Source organism: Pseudomonas sp. LBUM1662, from assembly GCF_059695915.1.
Genome location: NZ_CP166793.1, coordinates 2,594,178 through 2,611,679 on the forward strand (window position 1 = coordinate 2,594,178; position 17,502 = coordinate 2,611,679).

Below are 17,502 nucleotides of genomic sequence, written 5' to 3' on the forward strand. Positions count from 1 at the left end.
GTTGACAGGTTCAACACAGATCCCGAACGCCGTTGGAACCGCGACTCGCGTTCCGACGGCTTCCCTACGAACTCACCTTCAGGAGAACGATCATGACCATCCGCATTGGCGACGAAGCACCGGACTTTACCGTCGAAAGCACCGAGGGCACGCTGCATTTCCATGAGTGGATCGGCGACAAGTGGGCGATTCTGTTCTCGCATCCCAAGGACTTCACCCCGGTGTGCACCACTGAACTCGGTTACATGGCCGGGCTCAAGCCGGAGTTCGACAAACGCAACACCAAGGTGGTCGGGCTCAGCGTCGACCCCGTCAGTAACCATGGGAGCTGGGCCAAGGACATCGAAGAAACCCAGGGGCATGCGGTCAATTACCCCATGATCGGCGACGAGAACCTGGTGGTGGCCAAGCTCTACGACATGATCCACCCGAACGCCAGCGGCGGCGCACGCACGGCCGTGGACAACGCCACGGTGCGTTCCGTGTTCATCATCGGGCCGGACAAAAAGGTCAAGGCGATGCTCATCTACCCAATGAGCGCCGGGCGTAACTTTGATGAGGTGTTGCGCCTGCTCGATGCGCTGCAATTGAACGCCAAACACACCGTTGCCACCCCGGTTAACTGGCGTCCGGGTGAGGACGTGATCATTCCGACTTCGGTATCGGACGAGGACGCGAAAAAGAAATACCCGGACGGTTTCAAAACAGTGAAACCTTATTTGCGCACGGTGGCGCAACCGAAGTAACCCCTACGGAGCCCCCAGCATGGCCGTCCAAGTCTTGCGCGTCGACGCAACACACATCGACTCAATCGCCCACCTCTTCGACGCTTATCGAGGCTTTTACGGCCAGCCTTCGAACTTGCAGCAGTCCCGGGATTTCATCGCCGAACGCGTTGCCCAGGATGAATCCGTGATCTTTTTCGCATCGGACTCAACCGGTGATGCGCTGGGCTTTGTCCAGCTGTACCCGACGTTCTCATCCATCGACGCCCACCGGACCTGGCTGCTCAGCGACCTGTTCACCGCCCCCGAAGCACGGGGCAGGGCGTGGGGAGGTTATTGATGAACGCTGCCCGAGCCTTTGCGTTGTCGACCGGCGCCAAGGGCATGGTGCTGGAAACGGCCACGGACAATTTCGGCGCTCAGCGGTTGTATGAATCACTGGGTTACGTGCGCGACCCGGGTTATTACACCTACTGCCTCGACTTGAAGCAGGGCTGACCAATACCCTCATCAACCACACCACCCCTGTGGGAGCGGGCTTGCTCGCGAATGCGGTAGAGCATTCAAAAAAAATGTTGGCTGACAGTCCGCTTTCGCGAGCAAGCCCGCTCCCACAGGCCTCGCAGGCTCGGCAGTTACAGGGGCCCCGCGCTTAACCCAGCTGGAACGTGGTTATCCAGGATTCGATTCACCTGTTCCATCAACGCTGCGGCAACTTCCATCGCTCTCGCCATTGCTCATATTGCCCCTCAGGCATCTGCACCAGCACCGGAGACTCACGCGGATCCAGCCACTCGAACAACCGCGAAATATCCTCCTGATCCATCGCCGTACAGCCCAACGTAGGCGACGTAGACCCCCGCCAGATATGGAAAAAAATGCACGAACCTGAACCCGGTGACGCCGGCGTGTTGTGTTCAATAAAGATGCCTTTGCGATAGCCATCCTCTTTGCGCATCTGCTCAGAGCTGTTCCAGTCCCTGGTCATCGCCGCGCCGTCGACCAGTTCGTTGTAATGTGTGGATTTGCTGTCATCCACGCATTCAGTGGTCGATGTCAGCGCGAGATAAGGCAGTTTTGTATCGCCCGTCGTGTCGTAGCCAAACGCAGTCCCGAGTTTGAAGACACCGGCAGGCGCTTTCCCGTCTCCTTCACGTTTGACCGGTCCTTCACCGGGCTCAACGTTGCCCAGACCCTTGCCCCAGGCCATCCCGTGCTTGCCGACCACCACCGCAAACCCGTCACCGACTTTTCTAAAGCCTTCCCCGTTTCGTTCATAACGCTGGGCGATGCCCTGAATGTCATCCCAGTTTTTTGTGGTGACCACAATAAGTTGGCGACTGGTGTCCAGCACTTCGCTGGCACTCAGCGGCGTAATGGGAAAATCCATCACGTTCTTCGGCGCTCCCTCTCCTCCAAAAGTGAAGTGCCACCACTCTTTCGAATACCCGGCAAATCCCTCTTTTTCCATGGCGCTGGTGAGTCGCTGGCGGTTTTCTTTTGCGGTCGCGTTGATGGTCGGGTTGGCGGTATGCGCGCGCTCATCGAAGCAGTCGTACCCGGTGCCCATGTCGAGTGCGCCGTCGTGCCAGCGCTGGGCATAAGGCGCGGTGCAATCGACTTGCGCGGCCGAGGGCGTCCAGGTATCGGTGGGCAGTGCCTTGGGACCGGTCAGCGTCAGGTCGACGGTTGAGCCTCTGGAGTGATTCGACACCCGCGCCACATACCCCAGCCGCCAGAAGTCCTGTTTGTCCACGCGCGGATAAAACTCGGCCTTGCGCGGGTCGCCCGGCTCAGTCGCGAAGCGGCCCATATCGGCCACCGCACGGCTGGGTCGATAGCAGTCGAACACCTTCAAGCCATAGCCTTGTTTTTGCAGTGCCTGTTGCACCCGGACGAGGGCCTGGGCGGTGTCCAGCGACAGCAGGCACTCGGCAGCGGCGTAACCGTCGAGTGGATGTCCAGTGAAGTTGTGGGCGCTGGCGTAGCGGATGTCTTGCTCGATAGTGGGGGCAATCGTGCGCAGGTAGACCATGTGTTCCGGCTTTGGCTCGGCACTGGCGATGCCTGGAAGGATGAGGCTCAGCAACAGCAGCGATCGCAGCCACGGACGGCGGGGCGATTGATTCGGGAGTGGCAGCGAGGAGGGCATACGAACCTTCAGGTTTAAGCGCATGAAGTTTTTGTCCGGAGAACACTTCAAACGGATCTTAAACCATGACTGCCAGTGTCTGGCTGATTCATGTCTGGTAGCAGGCTTTACGCTGCAAAAACGAAGGCGCCCGCGATGCTATCGCGGGCGCCAGGTTAACACGTGGTCTTCAAGCCACCGGAATCATCGGGTCAGCCGCCGCCAGGGCGGTGGCGCGATCAGCGGCCGGTGGGTAGATCCACTGGGTGTTGATCTGCGTCTTGAGTTCCTTGGCCTCGTCCTTGACCAGTTTGAGCTGGCGATCCCAGCCTTCGGTGAACACCGCGCCCCAGGCACCCAGGTCGAGGCAGGTCACGTACTTCGGCTGACGGTAAGGGGTTGGCGCGACACCCAGCAGATCCGCAGCAACGTTATTCCCGGCGTGACGGCCCAGGGCGATGGCGTGCTGGCAGGACATGGCGGCGAAGTTGCCGAGGTCGTCGGTCGCGGCATAGGCGACGTCGCCGGCGGCATAGACATGCGCCTGACCCAACACTTTCAGGTTCTCGTCGACGTGCAAGCGCCCTTGTGGATCGCGATCGCTGGTCAAATGTTCGGTCAGTGGGCTGGCGCGGAAACCGACGGTCCAGATCACCGTTCGCGCCTCGATGTGGCGGCCATCGGCGAGGGTCACGCCGTTGGCGTCCACTGCCGCGACACTGGCGTTGACGATCCATTCGACGCCCAGGTGTTCGGAAGCCTCGATGAGCGACGGACGAATTCCGTCACCCAACGTCGCGCCGATCTGTGGCGCGCGGTCGACGATGATCACGCGCATATCCTGATCGTCACCGAGCACGGCCCGCAGGCGTGCCGGCATTTCGGTGCCGGTCTCGATCCCGGTAAAGCCGCCACCGGCGACCACCACGGTGTTGCGGGCAACGCTGTACGGCTGGTCCTTGAGGGATTTGATGTGGTTTTCCAAACGCACCGCGGCTTCGATCTGGTCCACGTCGAAGGCGTGCTCGGCAAGACCTGGCACTGCTTTCGGACGGGCCAACTGGCTGCCGGCCGCCAGCACCAGACGGTCGTAGCTCAACGCGCCCTCGCGACCCGCTTCATCGCGGTAGCTGACGGTTTTTGTCTGCTCGTCGATGCCCTCGGCCATGCCTTTGACGAAACGCACACCCACCGAGTCGAACAGCGCGTCCAGCGGCGCGAACATCTTGTGTACGTCCGGTTCGTAGAAGCGGGGACGGATGCGCAATTCCGCCTGAGGTGCCAACAGGGTGATCTCCACGTCGTTACGGTCATGCATGTCCAGCAGACGCGCGGCGCTCAATGCACTCCATACACCACCGAACCCCGCGCCGATAACCAGAATTTGCTGTTTCATGATTTGTTCCTGAAAAGAAGTGGTCAATAGTCTTGAAGGTGTTCTTCAAGTTGGCGGGACGGCAGTCGTCCGCTGTGAGTGCAATGGTATTAATGGATTCTGCCGGGCGCACTTCTACATCGGTTCAGCAAAGTCATACTTCAGTGGGCGAAAGATATACCAAGGTATTAACGGGAGGCGGCGAGCTACTTTGCAGCGTGCTTTCAGTGCCGCGGGAGGAGGGCGTTCTTGATGCAGTCCAGCAGTTTGTCGGCGTCACAGGGTTTGGGTAGCCAGGCAACCAGGTTCGGAGTGTCGGCGCCAAGGTGTTGCGCGGCTTCAGGGTGACCGGTGATGAAGATGGTTGGGATGTCAAAGCCCGTCGCGACCAGTTGCTCATGCATCTGTATGCCGCTCATGTCCGGCATCTGGATATCGGAAATCAGGCAGTCGGTTTCAGCGGGGGCATTCGCGCTGAGAAACTCAATTGCGCTGCAATAGGTGCGAACTTTATAACCGCTGGACCGCAATAAGCTTTTCAGGGCTGTCCGGATGGAGTCGTCGTCATCGACTACCGCAATCATTGCCATATTACGCACTTGAATGTCTTGATCCATGTGGAATGCTCCGTGACAGAGCCTGTTGTTATTACAAGATACGCGGACTGCCAAGGTGGAATAGTTATACCAACGTATAGCCCGCTAAGACGTAAGTGTCGAAGTCGCCAAGGCAACAGCGCGCTTGTGGCGGGGCATACCCACGTACAAGGGGACACAACCAAGGGATACATCGACTGTACCCACGTACAAGTGACGTCTGCAGATTGGCCCGCCTAAGCTGGAGCCGCATCCTTGGCTTCCGGCGACACGGGATGCGCAACGAGCTGAAGTTCGATATCCACTGACCCGGGCGACGAACATGAACATGATGAACAGAAATGACCTGCGACATGCCGACATCAATCTGCTGGTTGTCTTCGAAACCATGATGCGTGAACGCAACGTCACCCGGGCCGGACAACGGCTGTTCCTGGGCCAGACCACCATCAGTTGCGCCCTCGGGCGCTTGCGTTCGATGTTCAATGATCCGCTGTTCATCCGCGCAGGCCGGACGATGGAACCAACGGCGCGGGCCGAGGAGATCCATGCGCGGCTGGCGCCGGCCCTGGATGGCATTGCCGTCGCCTTGAGCTGCACCCACGCGTTCGATCCGCTGACCAGCGAAGGCACCTTCCATGTCGGGCTCTCGGATGATGTCGAGTACGCGCTGCTGCCATGCATGATGAGGCACCTGCGCGATGAGGCGCCGAACATCACCCTGGTGGTGCGCCGGGTGGACCAGCGGCAATTGCCGCAACTGTTGGCCTCCGGTGACATTTCCGTCGGTATCAGCCTCGCGCAGGAGCTGCCCGCCAGTGCTCATTGCAAGGTCCTGCGCCCGATGCAACCGAGGCTCCTGCGCGCTGATTCGGCCCCTGGCCCCGTGACGCTGGACGACTTCTGCCGGCGGCCGCATGTGGTGGTGTCTTCGATGGGACATGTCATCGATGATGCCGATCATGCCCTGGACCTCGTCGGGCGGCAGCGCAAGGTGGTGCTGGCGGTCCCTCAATTCAGTGCTTTGCCCGGTTTGCTCGCCGGCAGCGACATGGTGGCGATCGTGCCCGACTACGTCGCCCAGGCCATGGCGCGGCTGGAAGGCATGCGCGCCGAGTGTGTGCCGTTGCAGCTGCCTACGCCGGAACTGTCCATGGCGTGGCGCGGCGCGATGCACAACGACCCGCGCGAAAGCTGGTTGCGCGCCTGTTTTTGCCGCTATCTGGGTCAGCAGCAGGCGCTAACCATGGCCGTGGCCTGAAGCGGGGCGATTCATCGATGACCTTCGAGCCGGAACTTCCATGAGGTGACTGTGAAGGGCTCCCAAGTGGAGCTAATCTACAAAGTGGTTACACTGGACGACAGCCTGACGGCACTGTACGGCCTATAAAAAAACCAACTCGTGTTCCCACTCCGATGAACAAAAGCATGCAGTTATCCTGGGACGACGGTGAGCGTATCTTCAGTCGGGAGCAACGCGTGGATGTCGGCAACGACCGCCATGTGCTGGTCGCGCGGCCTGCCGCGGAACAACCTCTTCCAGCGTGCCTGGGCCGACTCGCTCACGAGTTTGGCCTGAAGGACGAACTGGACGGCACCTGGGCGGTGCAACCGCTTGAGATGGTGCGCGAAGGCGGGCAGATGCAGCTGGTGTTCGAGGATCCCGGCGGCGCGCCGCTGGTGCATCTGCTGGTGGCGCCTCTGGAAACCGCCACTTTTCTGCGTCTGGCGATCAGCATCGCAGTCGTGCTGGGCAAGCTTCACCAGCGCGGACTCGTCCATAAAGACATCAAGCCCAGCCATATCCTGGTGGATTGCGCCGACGGTCAGGCCCGGCTAACAGGATTTGGTCTGGCTTCTCGGCTGCCACGCGAGCGACAGGCACCCGAGACCATCGCCGGCACGCTCGCCTACATGGCACCTGAACAGACCGGCAGAATGAATCGCTCGATCGATTCGCGCAGCGACCTCTATTCCTTTGGCGTCACGCTGTACGAGATGTTGACCGGTTCGCTGCCGTTCAAGGCCTCGGACCCGATCGAGTGGGTGCATTGCCATATCGCCAAACAACCGCAGCCACCCAGCGAACGGGTCGAAACCATCCCCGAGGCGCTCTCCGATATCGTCATGAAATTGCTCGCCAAGACCGCTGAGGATCGTTACCAGACGGCCGCGTCGGTTGAGCATGATCTGCGACGCTGCCTGGCAGACTGGCAGCAATTGCACCGGATCAAGCCCTTCACGCTCGGCGAGCACGGCACCTCCGATCGGCTGCTGATTCCCGAGAAACTCTACGGGCGCGAGCGCGAGGTCGACACTCTGGTCGCCGCGTTCGACCGGATCATTCGCAGCAGCGCGCCGGAACTGGTGCTGGTCACCGGCTATTCCGGCATTGGCAAGTCTTCGGTGGTCAATGAACTGCACAAAGTGCTGGTGCCGCCGCGAGGCCTCTTCGCGTCCGGCAAGTTCGATCAATACCGGCGCGACATTCCCTATTCGACGCTGGTGCAGGCCTTTCAAAGCCTGGTGCGCACGCTGCTGGGCAAGTCCGACACGGAACTGGCGCACTGGCGCGACGCGTTGCAGGAAGCGCTGGACGCCAATGGGCGGCTGATGACCGACCTGATCCCCGAGCTGAAGCTGATCATCGGCGAGCAGCCACCGGTTCCACCCCTTGAACCGCAACAGGCGCAACACCGCTTCCTTCTGGTGTTCCGGCGCTTTATCGGTGTGTTTGCCCGGGAGGAGCACCCGCTCGCGCTGTTTCTCGACGATTTGCAATGGCTCGACGCGGCAACCCTCGACCTGCTTGAAGATCTGCTCACCAGCTCCGATGTGCGCCACCTCATGCTGGTAGGCGCCTACCGCAGCAACGAGGTGGATGACTCGCACCCGCTGACGGGCAAACTTCACGCCATTCGCAATGCCGGGGGCAAGGTTGATGAGATCACCCTGGCACCGCTCGCCAAGGCGCACATTGAGCAATTGATTACCGATGCGCTGCATGACGAACCTGCGCGCATCGAGCCCCTGGCGCAGTTGGTGCTGGATAAAACCGCGGGCAATCCGTTCTTTGTGATCCAGTTCCTGCAAGCCCTCGCCGACGAGCAATTGCTGAGCTTTGATCATGACGTACGGCAGTGGTCCTGGGACCCGGATCGCATCCATGCCAAGGGTTACACCGACAACATCGTCGACCTGATGGTCGGCAAACTGACGCGTTTGCCCATTGAAACGCAACAGGCGCTGCAGCAGCTGGCCTGCCTGGGGAACGTCGCCGGTATTTCATCGCTTTCGACCGTTCTGGGCCTGCCGAAAGCGCAGATCCGCGCGGTGCTGTGGGAGGCGATTCGCCTGGAATTGGTCGAGCGGCTGGAGGGCGCTTATCGGTTTGTTCACGACCGAATCCATGAAGCCGCTTATTCGCTGATTCCCAGGAAATCACGCGCCGAAGCTCATTTGCGGATCGGCCGGCTGCTCGCCGCGCAGACACCTGCGGAACAGCTGGAAGAGGCGATCTTTGAAATTGTCGGCCAGCTCAATCGCGGCGCCGCGCTGCTGACCGAGCAGGGCGAGCGCGAGCAATTGGCAGCGTTCAACCTGATGGCCGGCCAGCGCGCCAAGGCGTCGACGGCCTATGCCTCGGCGCTCAATTACCTCACCACCGGGGCACAGTTGCTGGACGACGACTGTTGGGCGCGTCGGCATGAGCTGATCTTCGCGCTGGAATTGAACCGCGCTGAATGCGAGCTTCTGACCGGTCAGCTATCGGCTGCGGACGAGCGTCTGGCATCGCTGTCGAATCGCGCCACGACCACGATCGAGCGCGCCAACGTCGTGTGCCTGCAAATGGATGTCTACCTGCTCCTGGATCGCAGCGATGGTGCGGTCGCTGTCTGCCTCGCTTACCTGCGGCATGTGGGTATCGAATGGTCTGCCCATCCCAACGACGAGGAAGTGCGCCGCGAATACGACCAGATCTGGTCGACCCTGGGGGACCGGACCATCGAGGCACTCATCGATCTGCCGCTGATGGAGGACGCGGCGTCTCTCATGACCGTCAGCGCGCTGGGCAAGCTGTTCCCACCGGCCTTGCAGACCGATGCGAACCTGGCGTGCCTGTCGATCTGCAAGGCGGTCAGTCTCAGCCTCGAACGGGGCAACTGCGATGCTTCCTGTGTGCATTACGCCAATACCTTCAGGGTCGCCGGGCGGCGTTTCGGCGACTACCAGGCCGGGTTCCGTTTCGGCCAACTCGGCTGCGATCTCGTTGATCGGCGTGGCCTGAATCGGTTCGAGGCCAGCACCTATCTGTGCTTCTCCAATTTTGCCGTGCGCTGGATGAAACCCGTGGAGCAATGCCGCGACCTGCTGCGCCGCTCCTTTGCGGCGGCGAACCGAAGTGGCGACTTGCCGTATGGCGCTTATGCGGGCAACAGCCTCGTCTCCGACTCTCTTTTCGCTGGCGAGCCATTGTCCGAGGTGCAAGTTGAAGCCGAGCGTGGCCTGGCTTATGCCAGGAAGGTGCGCTTCGGGCTGGTCGGCGATTTCATCGGCACGCAGCTCGCGTCGATCCGCATGCTCCGAGGTTTGACGCCCACCTTCGGTTGCTTTGACGACGAGCCGTTCAGCGAGCGTGATTTCGAAGCCCACCTGGCTGCCAACCCGGACCTGGCACTGGCCGAGTGTTGGTACTGGGTGCGCAAATTACAGGCCTGCTACCTGGCCGACGACCCTGGCGCGGCCATGCAAGCCGCCGCCAAGGCCCAGCAGTTGCTTTGGACTTCCTACCTGTTTTACGAGGAAGCCGAGTTTTGCTTCTATGACGCGCTGGCCCGGGCCACTTGGTGCGATGGCGTTCCGGTGGACGAGCATGCGCAGCACTTGACGGCGATGGTGGCGGATCACCGGCAGCTGCAGACCTGGGCACAACAATGTCCGGAGAATTTCGCCAGCCGGGCTGCGCTGGTCGGCGCGGAGATTGCCCGCGTCGAAGGGCGTGTGCTGGATGCCGAGCTGCTTTACGAACAGGCCATTCTGACGGCGCAGGACAGCGGTTTTGTCCATATCGAAGCGCTGGCCAACGAACTCGCTTCGCGCTTCTACGCGGCGCGCGGTCTCGGCAAGATTGCCCGCGTTTATTTGCAAGACGCCCGTTACGGCTACCTGCGATGGGGCGCTGATGGCAAGGTGCGGCAGCTCGAGACGACGTATCCGTCGCTGAGGGCCGAAGCGCATTTGCTCGGTCCGACAACGATGGTCGCGCCGGTCGAACACCTTGATCTGGCCACCGTCCTCAAGGTTTCCCAGGCCGTGTCAGGCGAAATCGTCCTGGAGAAACTGGTCGACAGGGTGATGCGCACGGCGATCGAACAGGCCGGTGCCGAACGCGGCCTGTTGATTCTGTCGGATGGCTGTGAACACCGAATAGCGGCGCAAGTGACCACCGGCGGCCACTCGACGCAGTTGCGCGATGTGCCGGTAAGTTCGGCGCTGCTACCAGAGTCCGTTCTCTATCAGGTCTTGCGCACCCGGGAGAGCGTCTTTCTTGATGACGCCGTGGCCGAGGCTTCGTTTACCGCAGACCCGTACATTCGCCAGCATCGCGCCCGCTCGATTCTTTGCCTGCCGTTGATGAACCAGGCCAAGCTCGTCGGCGCGCTCTACCTGGAAAACAACCTGGCCGCCCGCGTGTTCAGCCCGGCCCGGATTGCCGTGTTGAAACTGGTGGCTTCGCAGGCGGCCGTGTCGCTGGAAAATGCCCGTTTGTACCTCGAGGTCGCGGAGCGCGAATCGAAGATCCGGCGCCTCGTCGACGCCAACATCATCGGGATCCTGTTCTGGAATGCCGACGGCGACATTCTCGAGGCCAATGACGCCTTTCTGCGCATGGTCGGCTACACCCGCGAAGACCTTGCCACGCATCGCCTGCGCTGGCGTGATCTGACGCCGCCGGAGTTTCTTGCCCTTAGCGAGCGCTCTCTGGAACAGGCTGTGCAGACCGGGTACGCCCGACCTTACGAGAAGGAATACTTCAAGAAGGATGGCAGTCGCCTGCCGATCATCGTCGGTCTGGCCATGTTCGAAGCCAGCAGCAAGGAAGGGGTCGCTTTCGTGGTGGACCTGACCGAACGCAAGCAGGCCGAAGAGAAAATCCGCGAAAGTGAACGCCGTTATCGCGAGGTGCAAACGGAGCTGGCCCACGCGAACCGCGTCGCAACCATGGGCCAGCTGGTGGCCTCGATCGCCCACGAGGTCAATCAGCCGATTGCCGCCGCGATACTCAACGCCAACGCCGCGCTGCGCTGGCTGAACGCCGATCCACCCGAGATTGGCGAGGTCCGCCAGGTGTTGGGCAGTCTCATCACCGATGCCAATCGAGCGGCGGACGTGCTGGGCCGGATTCGTCAGCATATCCGCAAGGCACCGCCGCAACGGGGGCCGGTGGACATCAACGCGGCGATCCGCGAGATGATCGGGTTCAGCCGAGGCCAGATCACCAAGAGCGGCGCCTCGATAGAGACGCACCTCGCGGACGGTTTGCCATTGATCGACGGCGACCGGGTGGAGCTGCAACAGGTGCTGCTCAACCTGATCATGAACGCGCTGGAGGCCATGAGCGCGGTAAGCGAAGGCGAGCGGCACTTGCAGGTCAGCGCGGTGCTGGACGAGGCGGGCAGCGTGTGTGTGACGGTGAGCGATTCCGGGCCGGGGTTTGCCTCGGAAAGCACCGACCTGGTGTTCGCCTCTTTCTACACCACCAAGCCTGCGGGCATGGGGATGGGGTTATCGATTTGTCGTTCGATCATCCAGGCCCATGGCGGTCGTTTGTGGGCTGGCGCCAACCAGCCGCGTGGCGCCATTGTTCAATTCACGCTTCCCCGGCATCAGGATTAATACTTAGGTTTAGGGGGGATATATTTATAGGTCGCTCAAACTAATCATAGGTACAAATGTAACTCCGCAACCTTGGCGATAGAGTAAATCCAAGGGTTGCGGAGGATGTTGTCATGAATGGTTTTACCGCCAAGGCAGTCGAAAGCTTTTCAGCGCTTCGTTCTACTGTACTTGTTTGTTTGACGCTGATGACAACGGGCGTTTTCAGTCAATTGAATGCCTTTATGACTGGAAGTCACCCCTTCGAAATCCGCAATTCGTCTGGCGTTTTACTGAACCTGGTCAATGTCCAGGAGGCCGCAGGCAGCTTGCCTGTCGGCGCGCATCTGGTGGGGCCGCGCACGTTTTACATGCATCACGGGATCTACCTTGGCGGTGGAAAGGTTGCTCATTACTCCGGGTTCAGCAGTTCATTCAAACCTGGCCCCGTCGAAGTGATTGATCTTGAACGTTTCGCCCACGGTAAACCGGTCTGGATGATTCAAGAACCGTGTGAATATGCCAGCCATGAAGTCGCCAATCGTGCACGTTCAAGAATCGGTGAAAATCAATACAGGATTCTCTCCAACAACTGCGAACATTTTTGCAGTTGGTGCATCAGTGGCAAAAGTTACAGCGCCCAAGTCGACGCGTACTTGCGTTGCCCACGTTCTTTGTTCTCTTTTATATCGGCGCTGGAACAACACTTTATCGCCTAATGCCCAACGCGAGGCTGCTACAAAAACGGCGGCGCATCGCAGAAATCGGCGTGTGCTGCTGCTACACTTTTTGCCTGACAATTCCCGTTGAGGACGGCGCATGAGCGGCAATCCTTCATCCAGTGAATCCGGCAGCAAAGGCTCTATGGTGTACGTGGTGGATGACGATGCGTCCATCCGCGACGCTTTGAGTAATCTATTGCGCTCTGCCGGGATCCAGGTCGAGACGTTTGCGTCCACGGCGGATTATCTTCGGCAACCGAAGACAGAGGCCGCCAGCTGTCTGGTCCTTGATGTACGGCTTCAAGGCAGTAGCGGCCTGGACTTCCAGCGCCAGTTGGTTGAATCAAACGCTAACATTCCAATCATTTTCATCACCGGTCATGGCGACATCGAGATGTCGGTGAAGGCGATGAAGGCCGGTGCCGTGGACTTTCTGGCAAAACCCTTTCGCGAACAGGATCTGCTGGACGCGGTGTCAGGCGCACTTCAAGCCGATATCCGACGTCGGGAAATCGAGCAACAGCGTTCGAACCTGCACAGCAACTACGAATCGCTGACCGCGCGGGAAAAGGAGGTGATGGCCCTTGCCGCCAAAGGCCTGATGAACAAGCAGATCGCCGGGCAGATGAACCTGAGCGAGATCACCGTGAAAATCCACCGCGCCCATGCCATGAAAAAAATGCATGCCAAGTCGTTTGCTGACCTGGTTCGCATGGCCGAGTCATTGGGGATTGGGCACGACCGTTGATTCAAGTACCCGCCGGCCCGATCCATTTCGTCACCGTGGGCGCTTGCCACTGTTCAAGTGCGTCGATCAGCGCCGACGGGTCGGTGTTGAAGATCAGCATCTCGCTGTGTTCGCGCTTCATGAAACCTTCGCTCACCGCATGGTTCAGCAGGCTGCGCACCGGGTTGAAAAAGTCGCCGATGTTCAGGCAGGCGACGCCTTTGTGATGTTCACCCAGTTGGGTCAGTGTCGCGACTTCAAACAACTCTTCAAACGTCCCCAACCCGCCGGGTAATGCAATGAACGCGTCCGCCGACTCGCTCATGCGCGTTTTGCGGCTGCGCATGTCCGGGGTTATTTCATGGCGGGTCAGTTCCGGATGAAGATGCCCGAGGTCGTACAGCAGGCGCGTGATGATGCCGACGACTTCGCCGCCCTCGGCGAGCACGGTGTCGGCCATGACGCCCATCAAGCCCTTGTCGGTGCCGCCATAGACCAGTTGCAGGCCGCGTCTGGCAATCTCCCGGCCCAGGGCTTGAGCCCCTTGAAGATAGTCTGGGTTGAAGCCGTAGTTGGAGCCGGAGAACACCGCAATGCTGCGAAGCGGGGGAGGTGTGGACATCGATATTTACCGCCGAGAGGGAGATCACCTCATCCTGCGTTCTGCTGGCCCGGTGCAAAAGAGCCAAGAACAGCCTGTTTGAATGGGCCATCCCGCAGGTTTACAGCAACTCGAGAATGCGTCTGCCCAGTTGTTCGGCGCTGTCCTGCGATTGAATGTTGGCGAACCCGAGCAGCAGCGCGGAGCTTGCCGGGCCGCTGATGCTCCAGTCCGACAGGGCTTCCGCGTAAATCCCCGCTTGTTGCAGACGCTCGACCAGCAATCGATCGGATTGATGTTCCGTCAGCCGCAGAATCAGGTGCATGCCGCCCGGCTGGGCATCGATGCGAATGTGTTCGCCCAAGGCTTTCTTGAGCCCGCGCACGGTGGCCTCCCGGCGCTCGCCGTAGAGCTTGCGCATGCGCTGGATGTGCCGGGCAAAATGGCCCTCGGTCACAAACGTGGCGACGATGGCTTGGGTGAGTTCCGGGCAGCCGCCGAGGAATGTCTCGCTGACGTGTTCGAAGCGCTCGACCTGGGCTTCCGGAACCACCACGTAGGCCAGGCGGATGCCAGGAAACAGCACTTTGCTGAACGTGCCGCAATAAAGCACCCGACCCTCGCGATCCAGACTTTTGAGCGCCGGCAGCGGGCGGCTGATGTAGCGGTACTCGCCGTCGTAATCGTCTTCGACAATCCACGTTTGCTGCCGGCTCGCCCACTCCAGCAATTCCAGACGGCGCGGCAACGACAGCGACACGCACAGCGGACTTTGATGGGCCGGGGTGACGACGGCGGCCCGCGCGCCTTTGTCCAGACCTTGCGTTACCTGCATGCCGTCCTGGTCGACCGGGACGGGGGCTATTTCGATTTGCAGATGCGCCAGTAACTGGCGGGTGGGCAGGTAGCCAGGGTCTTCAATCAGCACGCGGTCCCCCGGTTTGAGGAGCGCATGCGTGATCAACGACAGTGAGTTTCGGTACCCCGAAGTGATGAACACCTGGGCCGGCGAGCAGGTAATGCCCCGGGCGACTTGCAGGTAGGTGGCGATGGCGATGCGCAAAGATTCCAGGCCATAGACCGACGGATTGGCCATGTCCTGGATCTGCGTGGCGCGCACGCATCGGGCGCCGATTTGCGCCCAGATTTTCCTGGGAAAGGCGTCCAGCGCGGGCAGGGCCATTTGAAAGGGCAACACCTGCGCCTTGTGCCTGATCGAGCTGCCGGCCGCTGAGCTGAAGGATCGCTCCGTGGGGGAAGAGGGCGCACTGGCCTTGATGCCCGGCGCCACGACCGTGCCCGCCTGACCGCGCGCCTGAATGTAGCCCTCGGCGGTCAGGAGTGAGTACGCGGTGTCGACGGTGCCCCTGGCCAGTCCGAGTTCTTTGGCCAATGCCCGGGCCGCGGGAATCCGCTCTCCGGGTGCGAGTACGCCGTCAGCAATCGCACCCCGGAACCGCCAGTAGATCTGCCGATAGATCGGCTCGCTGGAGCTGGGGTCGAGCGGTGAAAAACTGTTGATCTGATTGGCCATGGCCTCGCCGGCGTCCTGTTTGGTTTTGCTTCAGGAGATTCAGCATGATGCCTAGTCATCACAGCGAAGAAAAATGCGCTTGCAGTGCTTGATCGGCCTTGCTCCTGGCCTCGGTGACGACGTCCGGACCCAAGGCTGTGCCTTCAACAGAGAAGAACGTTAGTGCATGCAGTCCGATCATGCCCAGAACGGCTTTCAGATACGGCGTCAGAAAGTCCGGCTGGCGCGGGTTGACCCCGGAAAATCGGCCGCCCGAGGACACTGCGATAAACACCGGACGATCGCGCAGCAGGCTGGTTTTGCCTTGCGCGCCGACATTGAAGGTGCGGCGAACGCGAGCGATATGATCGATCCAGACTTTCAGGGCTGCCGGAACGGTGAAGTTGTGCATGGGCGTTCCAATGACCACGACATCGGCACGGTCCAGTTCTTCAATCAGCTCATCCGAGCGGGCGATGGAACCTTCCTGAGTGACATCCGCCAGCGACTGCTGGGACTCGGCATAGAGCGCATCCACCTGCGCAATGGCATTGCCCGCCACCACCCGGTTGATGACTGATGCCGTTGGATTGTTCTTCAACAAAAAACCAATGATGGTGTTGGAAAGTCTGGAACTCTCGGAGTGCGGGCCGCGAGGGCTGCACGTGACGTGGAGGATTTTCATGATTCACCCGTTATTGGATTGCCTGGTTGAGGGGAATCATTCTAGGAAGCCCATGACCTATACCGAAGATCCATGAACTGGCTTTCGGGCTGGGCCATGTTTGTTCGCGAGTCACGTACGCATGGCCCAGTACACAACACCATTCATGGACCTTATCAAATAGACCAAGCGGCAGCACGATGGCGTCCTCATCCAGCCAACACAAGGACTCATCATGACGACTCGCATCGACTACGCAAAAGCTTCTCCTGAAGGTTACAAGGCATTTGGTGGCGTATACGTCTGCCTGCAAAACAGCGGTCTTTCCCACGAACTGATTGATCTGGTTTACCTGCGGGTATCGCAAATCAACGGCTGCGCCTTCTGCATCGACATGCATTCCCGTGACCTGCTCAAACTCGGGGTCAGCGTCGACAAACTGGTCCTCGTACCCGTCTGGCATGACGCGGGTGAAGTGTTCAGCCAGCGCGAGCGCACAGCATTAAGTTGGGCGGAAACAGTCACCCGCGTCGCTGAAACCGGTGTTCCCGATGCCTACTACGAGGCAGCGGCTGCCGAGTTCGGCGACAAGGAGCTGGCGGACCTGACGTATGCCATCGGTTTGATGAACGCCTTCAACCGATTCGGCGTGACGTTCCGTTCGAAACCGGCCGCTGCCAACAAGGCTTGAACCCCATCGTTCAATCGATCTCGCCGGGCCTTGGTGCCTGGCGGGGTCACTCACGGAGTCAAGACCATGGCATGGGCATTACTGGGTATCGCCGGTATTCTCGAAATCGCATTTGCCTTCTACATGAAAGGGTCTGAAGGTTTTACCCGACTGATCCCCGGGCTTTTGGCGGCGGGGACCGGTTTATCGAGTGTCTTCCTGCTTTCACTGTCACTGAAATCATTGCCCGTGGGCACGGCCTACGCAGTCTGGACCGGCATCGGCGCAGCAGGCACCGCGATTCTGGGCATGGCGGTGCTGGGCGACGCCACGACGGCGCTGCGAATTGGCTGCATCGTACTGATTCTGGTGGGCGTGATCGGTCTCAGGCTAGTCTCGGGTAGCTGAAGCCGATGGCGGGTGTGAAGGGATTAATCACTAACGTGCAAAAGAGGCATTTTGCTGGCCCCGATGCTTCAAAGTTGTCGCCAAAATCACTTCATTTTCAGGTGGTTAGGCGGAATGCAATTGCGAAGTGTATTTGTCACGATGATCTCGTTTGCCCTGGCCAGTGTTGCAGCCTCTGCCCACGCCAAGGAGCTGGCCTCCAATGATCGGTATATGTGCAGCTGGGGGGCGGGGACGGCGGCGAGAGCCCAGGAACTCAAGCTGGCCGGGGTCTCACTGTATGCCGCCCGGCAGAAGATACAGGCTTACAAATTCAACAAGGCGTGGATGCGCATGATGGCGATGGGCATCACCGAGCAGACCTACGACAGTAAGTCGCGATTCAAGCCGGCGGATGTCCGGCAGAGCTTTTATGAGGAATGCGTGCGGTACAAGCTGGCGCGTAAGTGAAAAAAGCAGGTGCAGAACCCACCGCAATTCCCTGTGGGAGCGGG

14 protein-coding genes and 1 pseudogene are annotated in these 17,502 nt (G+C 60.1%); 9 read left to right on the forward strand and 6 right to left on the reverse strand.

Annotation, left to right across the window (positions count from 1 at the left end):
* The first annotated feature begins 92 nt into the window (after window positions 1-92).
* Window positions 93-746, forward strand: coding sequence for a peroxiredoxin (locus ACA049_RS11670; RefSeq protein WP_497335533.1), 654 nt, complete (start codon window positions 93-95; stop codon window positions 744-746).
* 19 nt (window positions 747-765) lie between these two features.
* Window positions 766-1,223: pseudogene (locus ACA049_RS11675) on the forward strand (GNAT family N-acetyltransferase).
* A gap of 202 nt (window positions 1,224-1,425) precedes the next feature.
* On the opposite strand, the gene ACA049_RS11680 reads toward ACA049_RS11675, so the two are convergent.
* The 3 genes from ACA049_RS11680 to ACA049_RS11690 all read right to left on the reverse strand — a co-directional run bounded on the left by ACA049_RS11680 (window position 1,426) and on the right by ACA049_RS11690 (window position 4,848).
* Window positions 1,426-2,877 (reverse strand): M15 family metallopeptidase, encoded by a 1,452-nt coding sequence (locus ACA049_RS11680; RefSeq protein ID WP_497336823.1) that lies wholly within the window; start codon window positions 2,875-2,877, stop codon window positions 1,426-1,428.
* A gap of 169 nt (window positions 2,878-3,046) precedes the next feature.
* The gene (locus tag ACA049_RS11685; RefSeq protein ID WP_497335535.1) at window positions 3,047-4,252 is read right to left on the reverse strand and encodes an NAD(P)/FAD-dependent oxidoreductase; all 1,206 of its coding nucleotides are present in this window, start codon (window positions 4,250-4,252) and stop codon (window positions 3,047-3,049) included.
* A gap of 203 nt (window positions 4,253-4,455) precedes the next feature.
* Window positions 4,456-4,848: a response regulator transcription factor gene (locus tag ACA049_RS11690; protein WP_497335537.1), complete on the reverse strand. Its 393-nt coding sequence runs from the start codon at window positions 4,846-4,848 to the stop codon at window positions 4,456-4,458.
* A gap of 310 nt (window positions 4,849-5,158) precedes the next feature.
* On the opposite strand from ACA049_RS11690, the gene ACA049_RS11695 reads away from it, so the two are divergent.
* From ACA049_RS11695 to ACA049_RS11710, 4 genes are all read left to right on the forward strand, one after another.
* Window positions 5,159-6,088, forward strand: a complete 930-nt coding sequence (locus ACA049_RS11695; protein ID WP_497336825.1) for a LysR family transcriptional regulator — start codon at window positions 5,159-5,161, stop codon at window positions 6,086-6,088.
* Window positions 6,089-6,255: 167 nt separating this feature from the next.
* Window positions 6,256-11,724: a trifunctional serine/threonine-protein kinase/ATP-binding protein/sensor histidine kinase gene (locus ACA049_RS11700; RefSeq protein ID WP_497335539.1), complete on the forward strand. Its 5,469-nt coding sequence runs from the start codon at window positions 6,256-6,258 to the stop codon at window positions 11,722-11,724.
* A 113-nt stretch (window positions 11,725-11,837) separates the two neighbouring features.
* Window positions 11,838-12,422 carry a lecithin retinol acyltransferase family protein gene (locus ACA049_RS11705; RefSeq protein ID WP_497335541.1) on the forward strand — a complete coding sequence of 195 codons (585 nt, stop codon included), beginning with the start codon at window positions 11,838-11,840 and terminating at the stop codon, window positions 12,420-12,422.
* Window positions 12,423-12,522: 100 nt separating this feature from the next.
* Window positions 12,523-13,173 (forward strand): response regulator transcription factor, encoded by a 651-nt coding sequence (locus ACA049_RS11710; protein ID WP_497335543.1) that lies wholly within the window; start codon window positions 12,523-12,525, stop codon window positions 13,171-13,173.
* A gap of 1 nt (window position 13,174) precedes the next feature.
* On the opposite strand, the gene ACA049_RS11715 is transcribed toward ACA049_RS11710, so the two are convergent.
* The 3 genes from ACA049_RS11715 to ACA049_RS11725 form a co-directional block, all read right to left on the reverse strand.
* A complete protein-coding gene (locus tag ACA049_RS11715) occupies window positions 13,175-13,774 on the reverse strand; it encodes an LOG family protein (RefSeq protein ID WP_497335545.1) in 600 nt (199 codons plus the stop codon).
* A gap of 100 nt (window positions 13,775-13,874) precedes the next feature.
* A complete protein-coding gene (gene pdxR / locus ACA049_RS11720) occupies window positions 13,875-15,287 on the reverse strand; it encodes a MocR-like pyridoxine biosynthesis transcription factor PdxR (protein ID WP_497335547.1) in 1,413 nt (470 codons plus the stop codon).
* Between the two features lie 58 nt (window positions 15,288-15,345).
* The gene (locus ACA049_RS11725; protein ID WP_497335549.1) at window positions 15,346-15,951 is read right to left on the reverse strand and encodes an FMN-dependent NADH-azoreductase; all 606 of its coding nucleotides are present in this window, start codon (window positions 15,949-15,951) and stop codon (window positions 15,346-15,348) included.
* A 214-nt stretch (window positions 15,952-16,165) separates the two neighbouring features.
* On the opposite strand from ACA049_RS11725, the gene ACA049_RS11730 reads away from it, so the two are divergent.
* The 3 genes from ACA049_RS11730 (at window position 16,166) to ACA049_RS11740 (ending at window position 17,458) form a co-directional block, all read left to right on the forward strand.
* Complete coding sequence (locus tag ACA049_RS11730) at window positions 16,166-16,621, forward strand: carboxymuconolactone decarboxylase family protein (protein ID WP_497335551.1); 456 nt, start codon at window positions 16,166-16,168, stop codon at window positions 16,619-16,621.
* 66 nt (window positions 16,622-16,687) lie between these two features.
* Window positions 16,688-17,008: a DMT family transporter gene (locus ACA049_RS11735; RefSeq protein WP_497335553.1), complete on the forward strand. Its 321-nt coding sequence runs from the start codon at window positions 16,688-16,690 to the stop codon at window positions 17,006-17,008.
* 114 nt (window positions 17,009-17,122) lie between these two features.
* Window positions 17,123-17,458 (forward strand): hypothetical protein, encoded by a 336-nt coding sequence (locus ACA049_RS11740; RefSeq protein ID WP_497335555.1) that lies wholly within the window; start codon window positions 17,123-17,125, stop codon window positions 17,456-17,458.
* Window positions 17,459-17,502 lie beyond the last annotated feature (44 nt).

Bases quoted from the DNA above. Each gene is read 5' to 3' on its own strand.
- ACA049_RS11740 (WP_497335555.1), top strand. From the start codon at position 17,123: ATGCAATTGCGAAGTGTATTTGTCACGATGATCTCGTTTGCCCTGGCC.
- ACA049_RS11715 (WP_497335545.1), bottom strand. From the start codon at position 13,774: ATGTCCACACCTCCCCCGCTTCGCAGCATTGCGGTGTTCTCCGGCTCC.
- ACA049_RS11735 (WP_497335553.1), top strand. From the start codon at position 16,688: ATGGCATGGGCATTACTGGGTATCGCCGGTATTCTCGAAATCGCATTT.
- ACA049_RS11705 (WP_497335541.1), top strand. From the start codon at position 11,838: ATGAATGGTTTTACCGCCAAGGCAGTCGAAAGCTTTTCAGCGCTTCGT.
- ACA049_RS11725 (WP_497335549.1), bottom strand. From the start codon at position 15,951: ATGAAAATCCTCCACGTCACGTGCAGCCCTCGCGGCCCGCACTCCGAG.
- ACA049_RS11700 (WP_497335539.1), top strand. From the start codon at position 6,256: ATGCAGTTATCCTGGGACGACGGTGAGCGTATCTTCAGTCGGGAGCAA.
- pdxR (WP_497335547.1), bottom strand. From the start codon at position 15,287: ATGGCCAATCAGATCAACAGTTTTTCACCGCTCGACCCCAGCTCCAGC.
- ACA049_RS11695 (WP_497336825.1), top strand. From the start codon at position 5,159: ATGAACAGAAATGACCTGCGACATGCCGACATCAATCTGCTGGTTGTC.
- ACA049_RS11670 (WP_497335533.1), top strand. From the start codon at position 93: ATGACCATCCGCATTGGCGACGAAGCACCGGACTTTACCGTCGAAAGC.
- ACA049_RS11710 (WP_497335543.1), top strand. From the start codon at position 12,523: ATGAGCGGCAATCCTTCATCCAGTGAATCCGGCAGCAAAGGCTCTATG.
- ACA049_RS11690 (WP_497335537.1), bottom strand. From the start codon at position 4,848: ATGGATCAAGACATTCAAGTGCGTAATATGGCAATGATTGCGGTAGTC.
- ACA049_RS11685 (WP_497335535.1), bottom strand. From the start codon at position 4,252: ATGAAACAGCAAATTCTGGTTATCGGCGCGGGGTTCGGTGGTGTATGG.
- ACA049_RS11680 (WP_497336823.1), bottom strand. From the start codon at position 2,877: ATGCCCTCCTCGCTGCCACTCCCGAATCAATCGCCCCGCCGTCCGTGG.
- ACA049_RS11730 (WP_497335551.1), top strand. From the start codon at position 16,166: ATGACGACTCGCATCGACTACGCAAAAGCTTCTCCTGAAGGTTACAAG.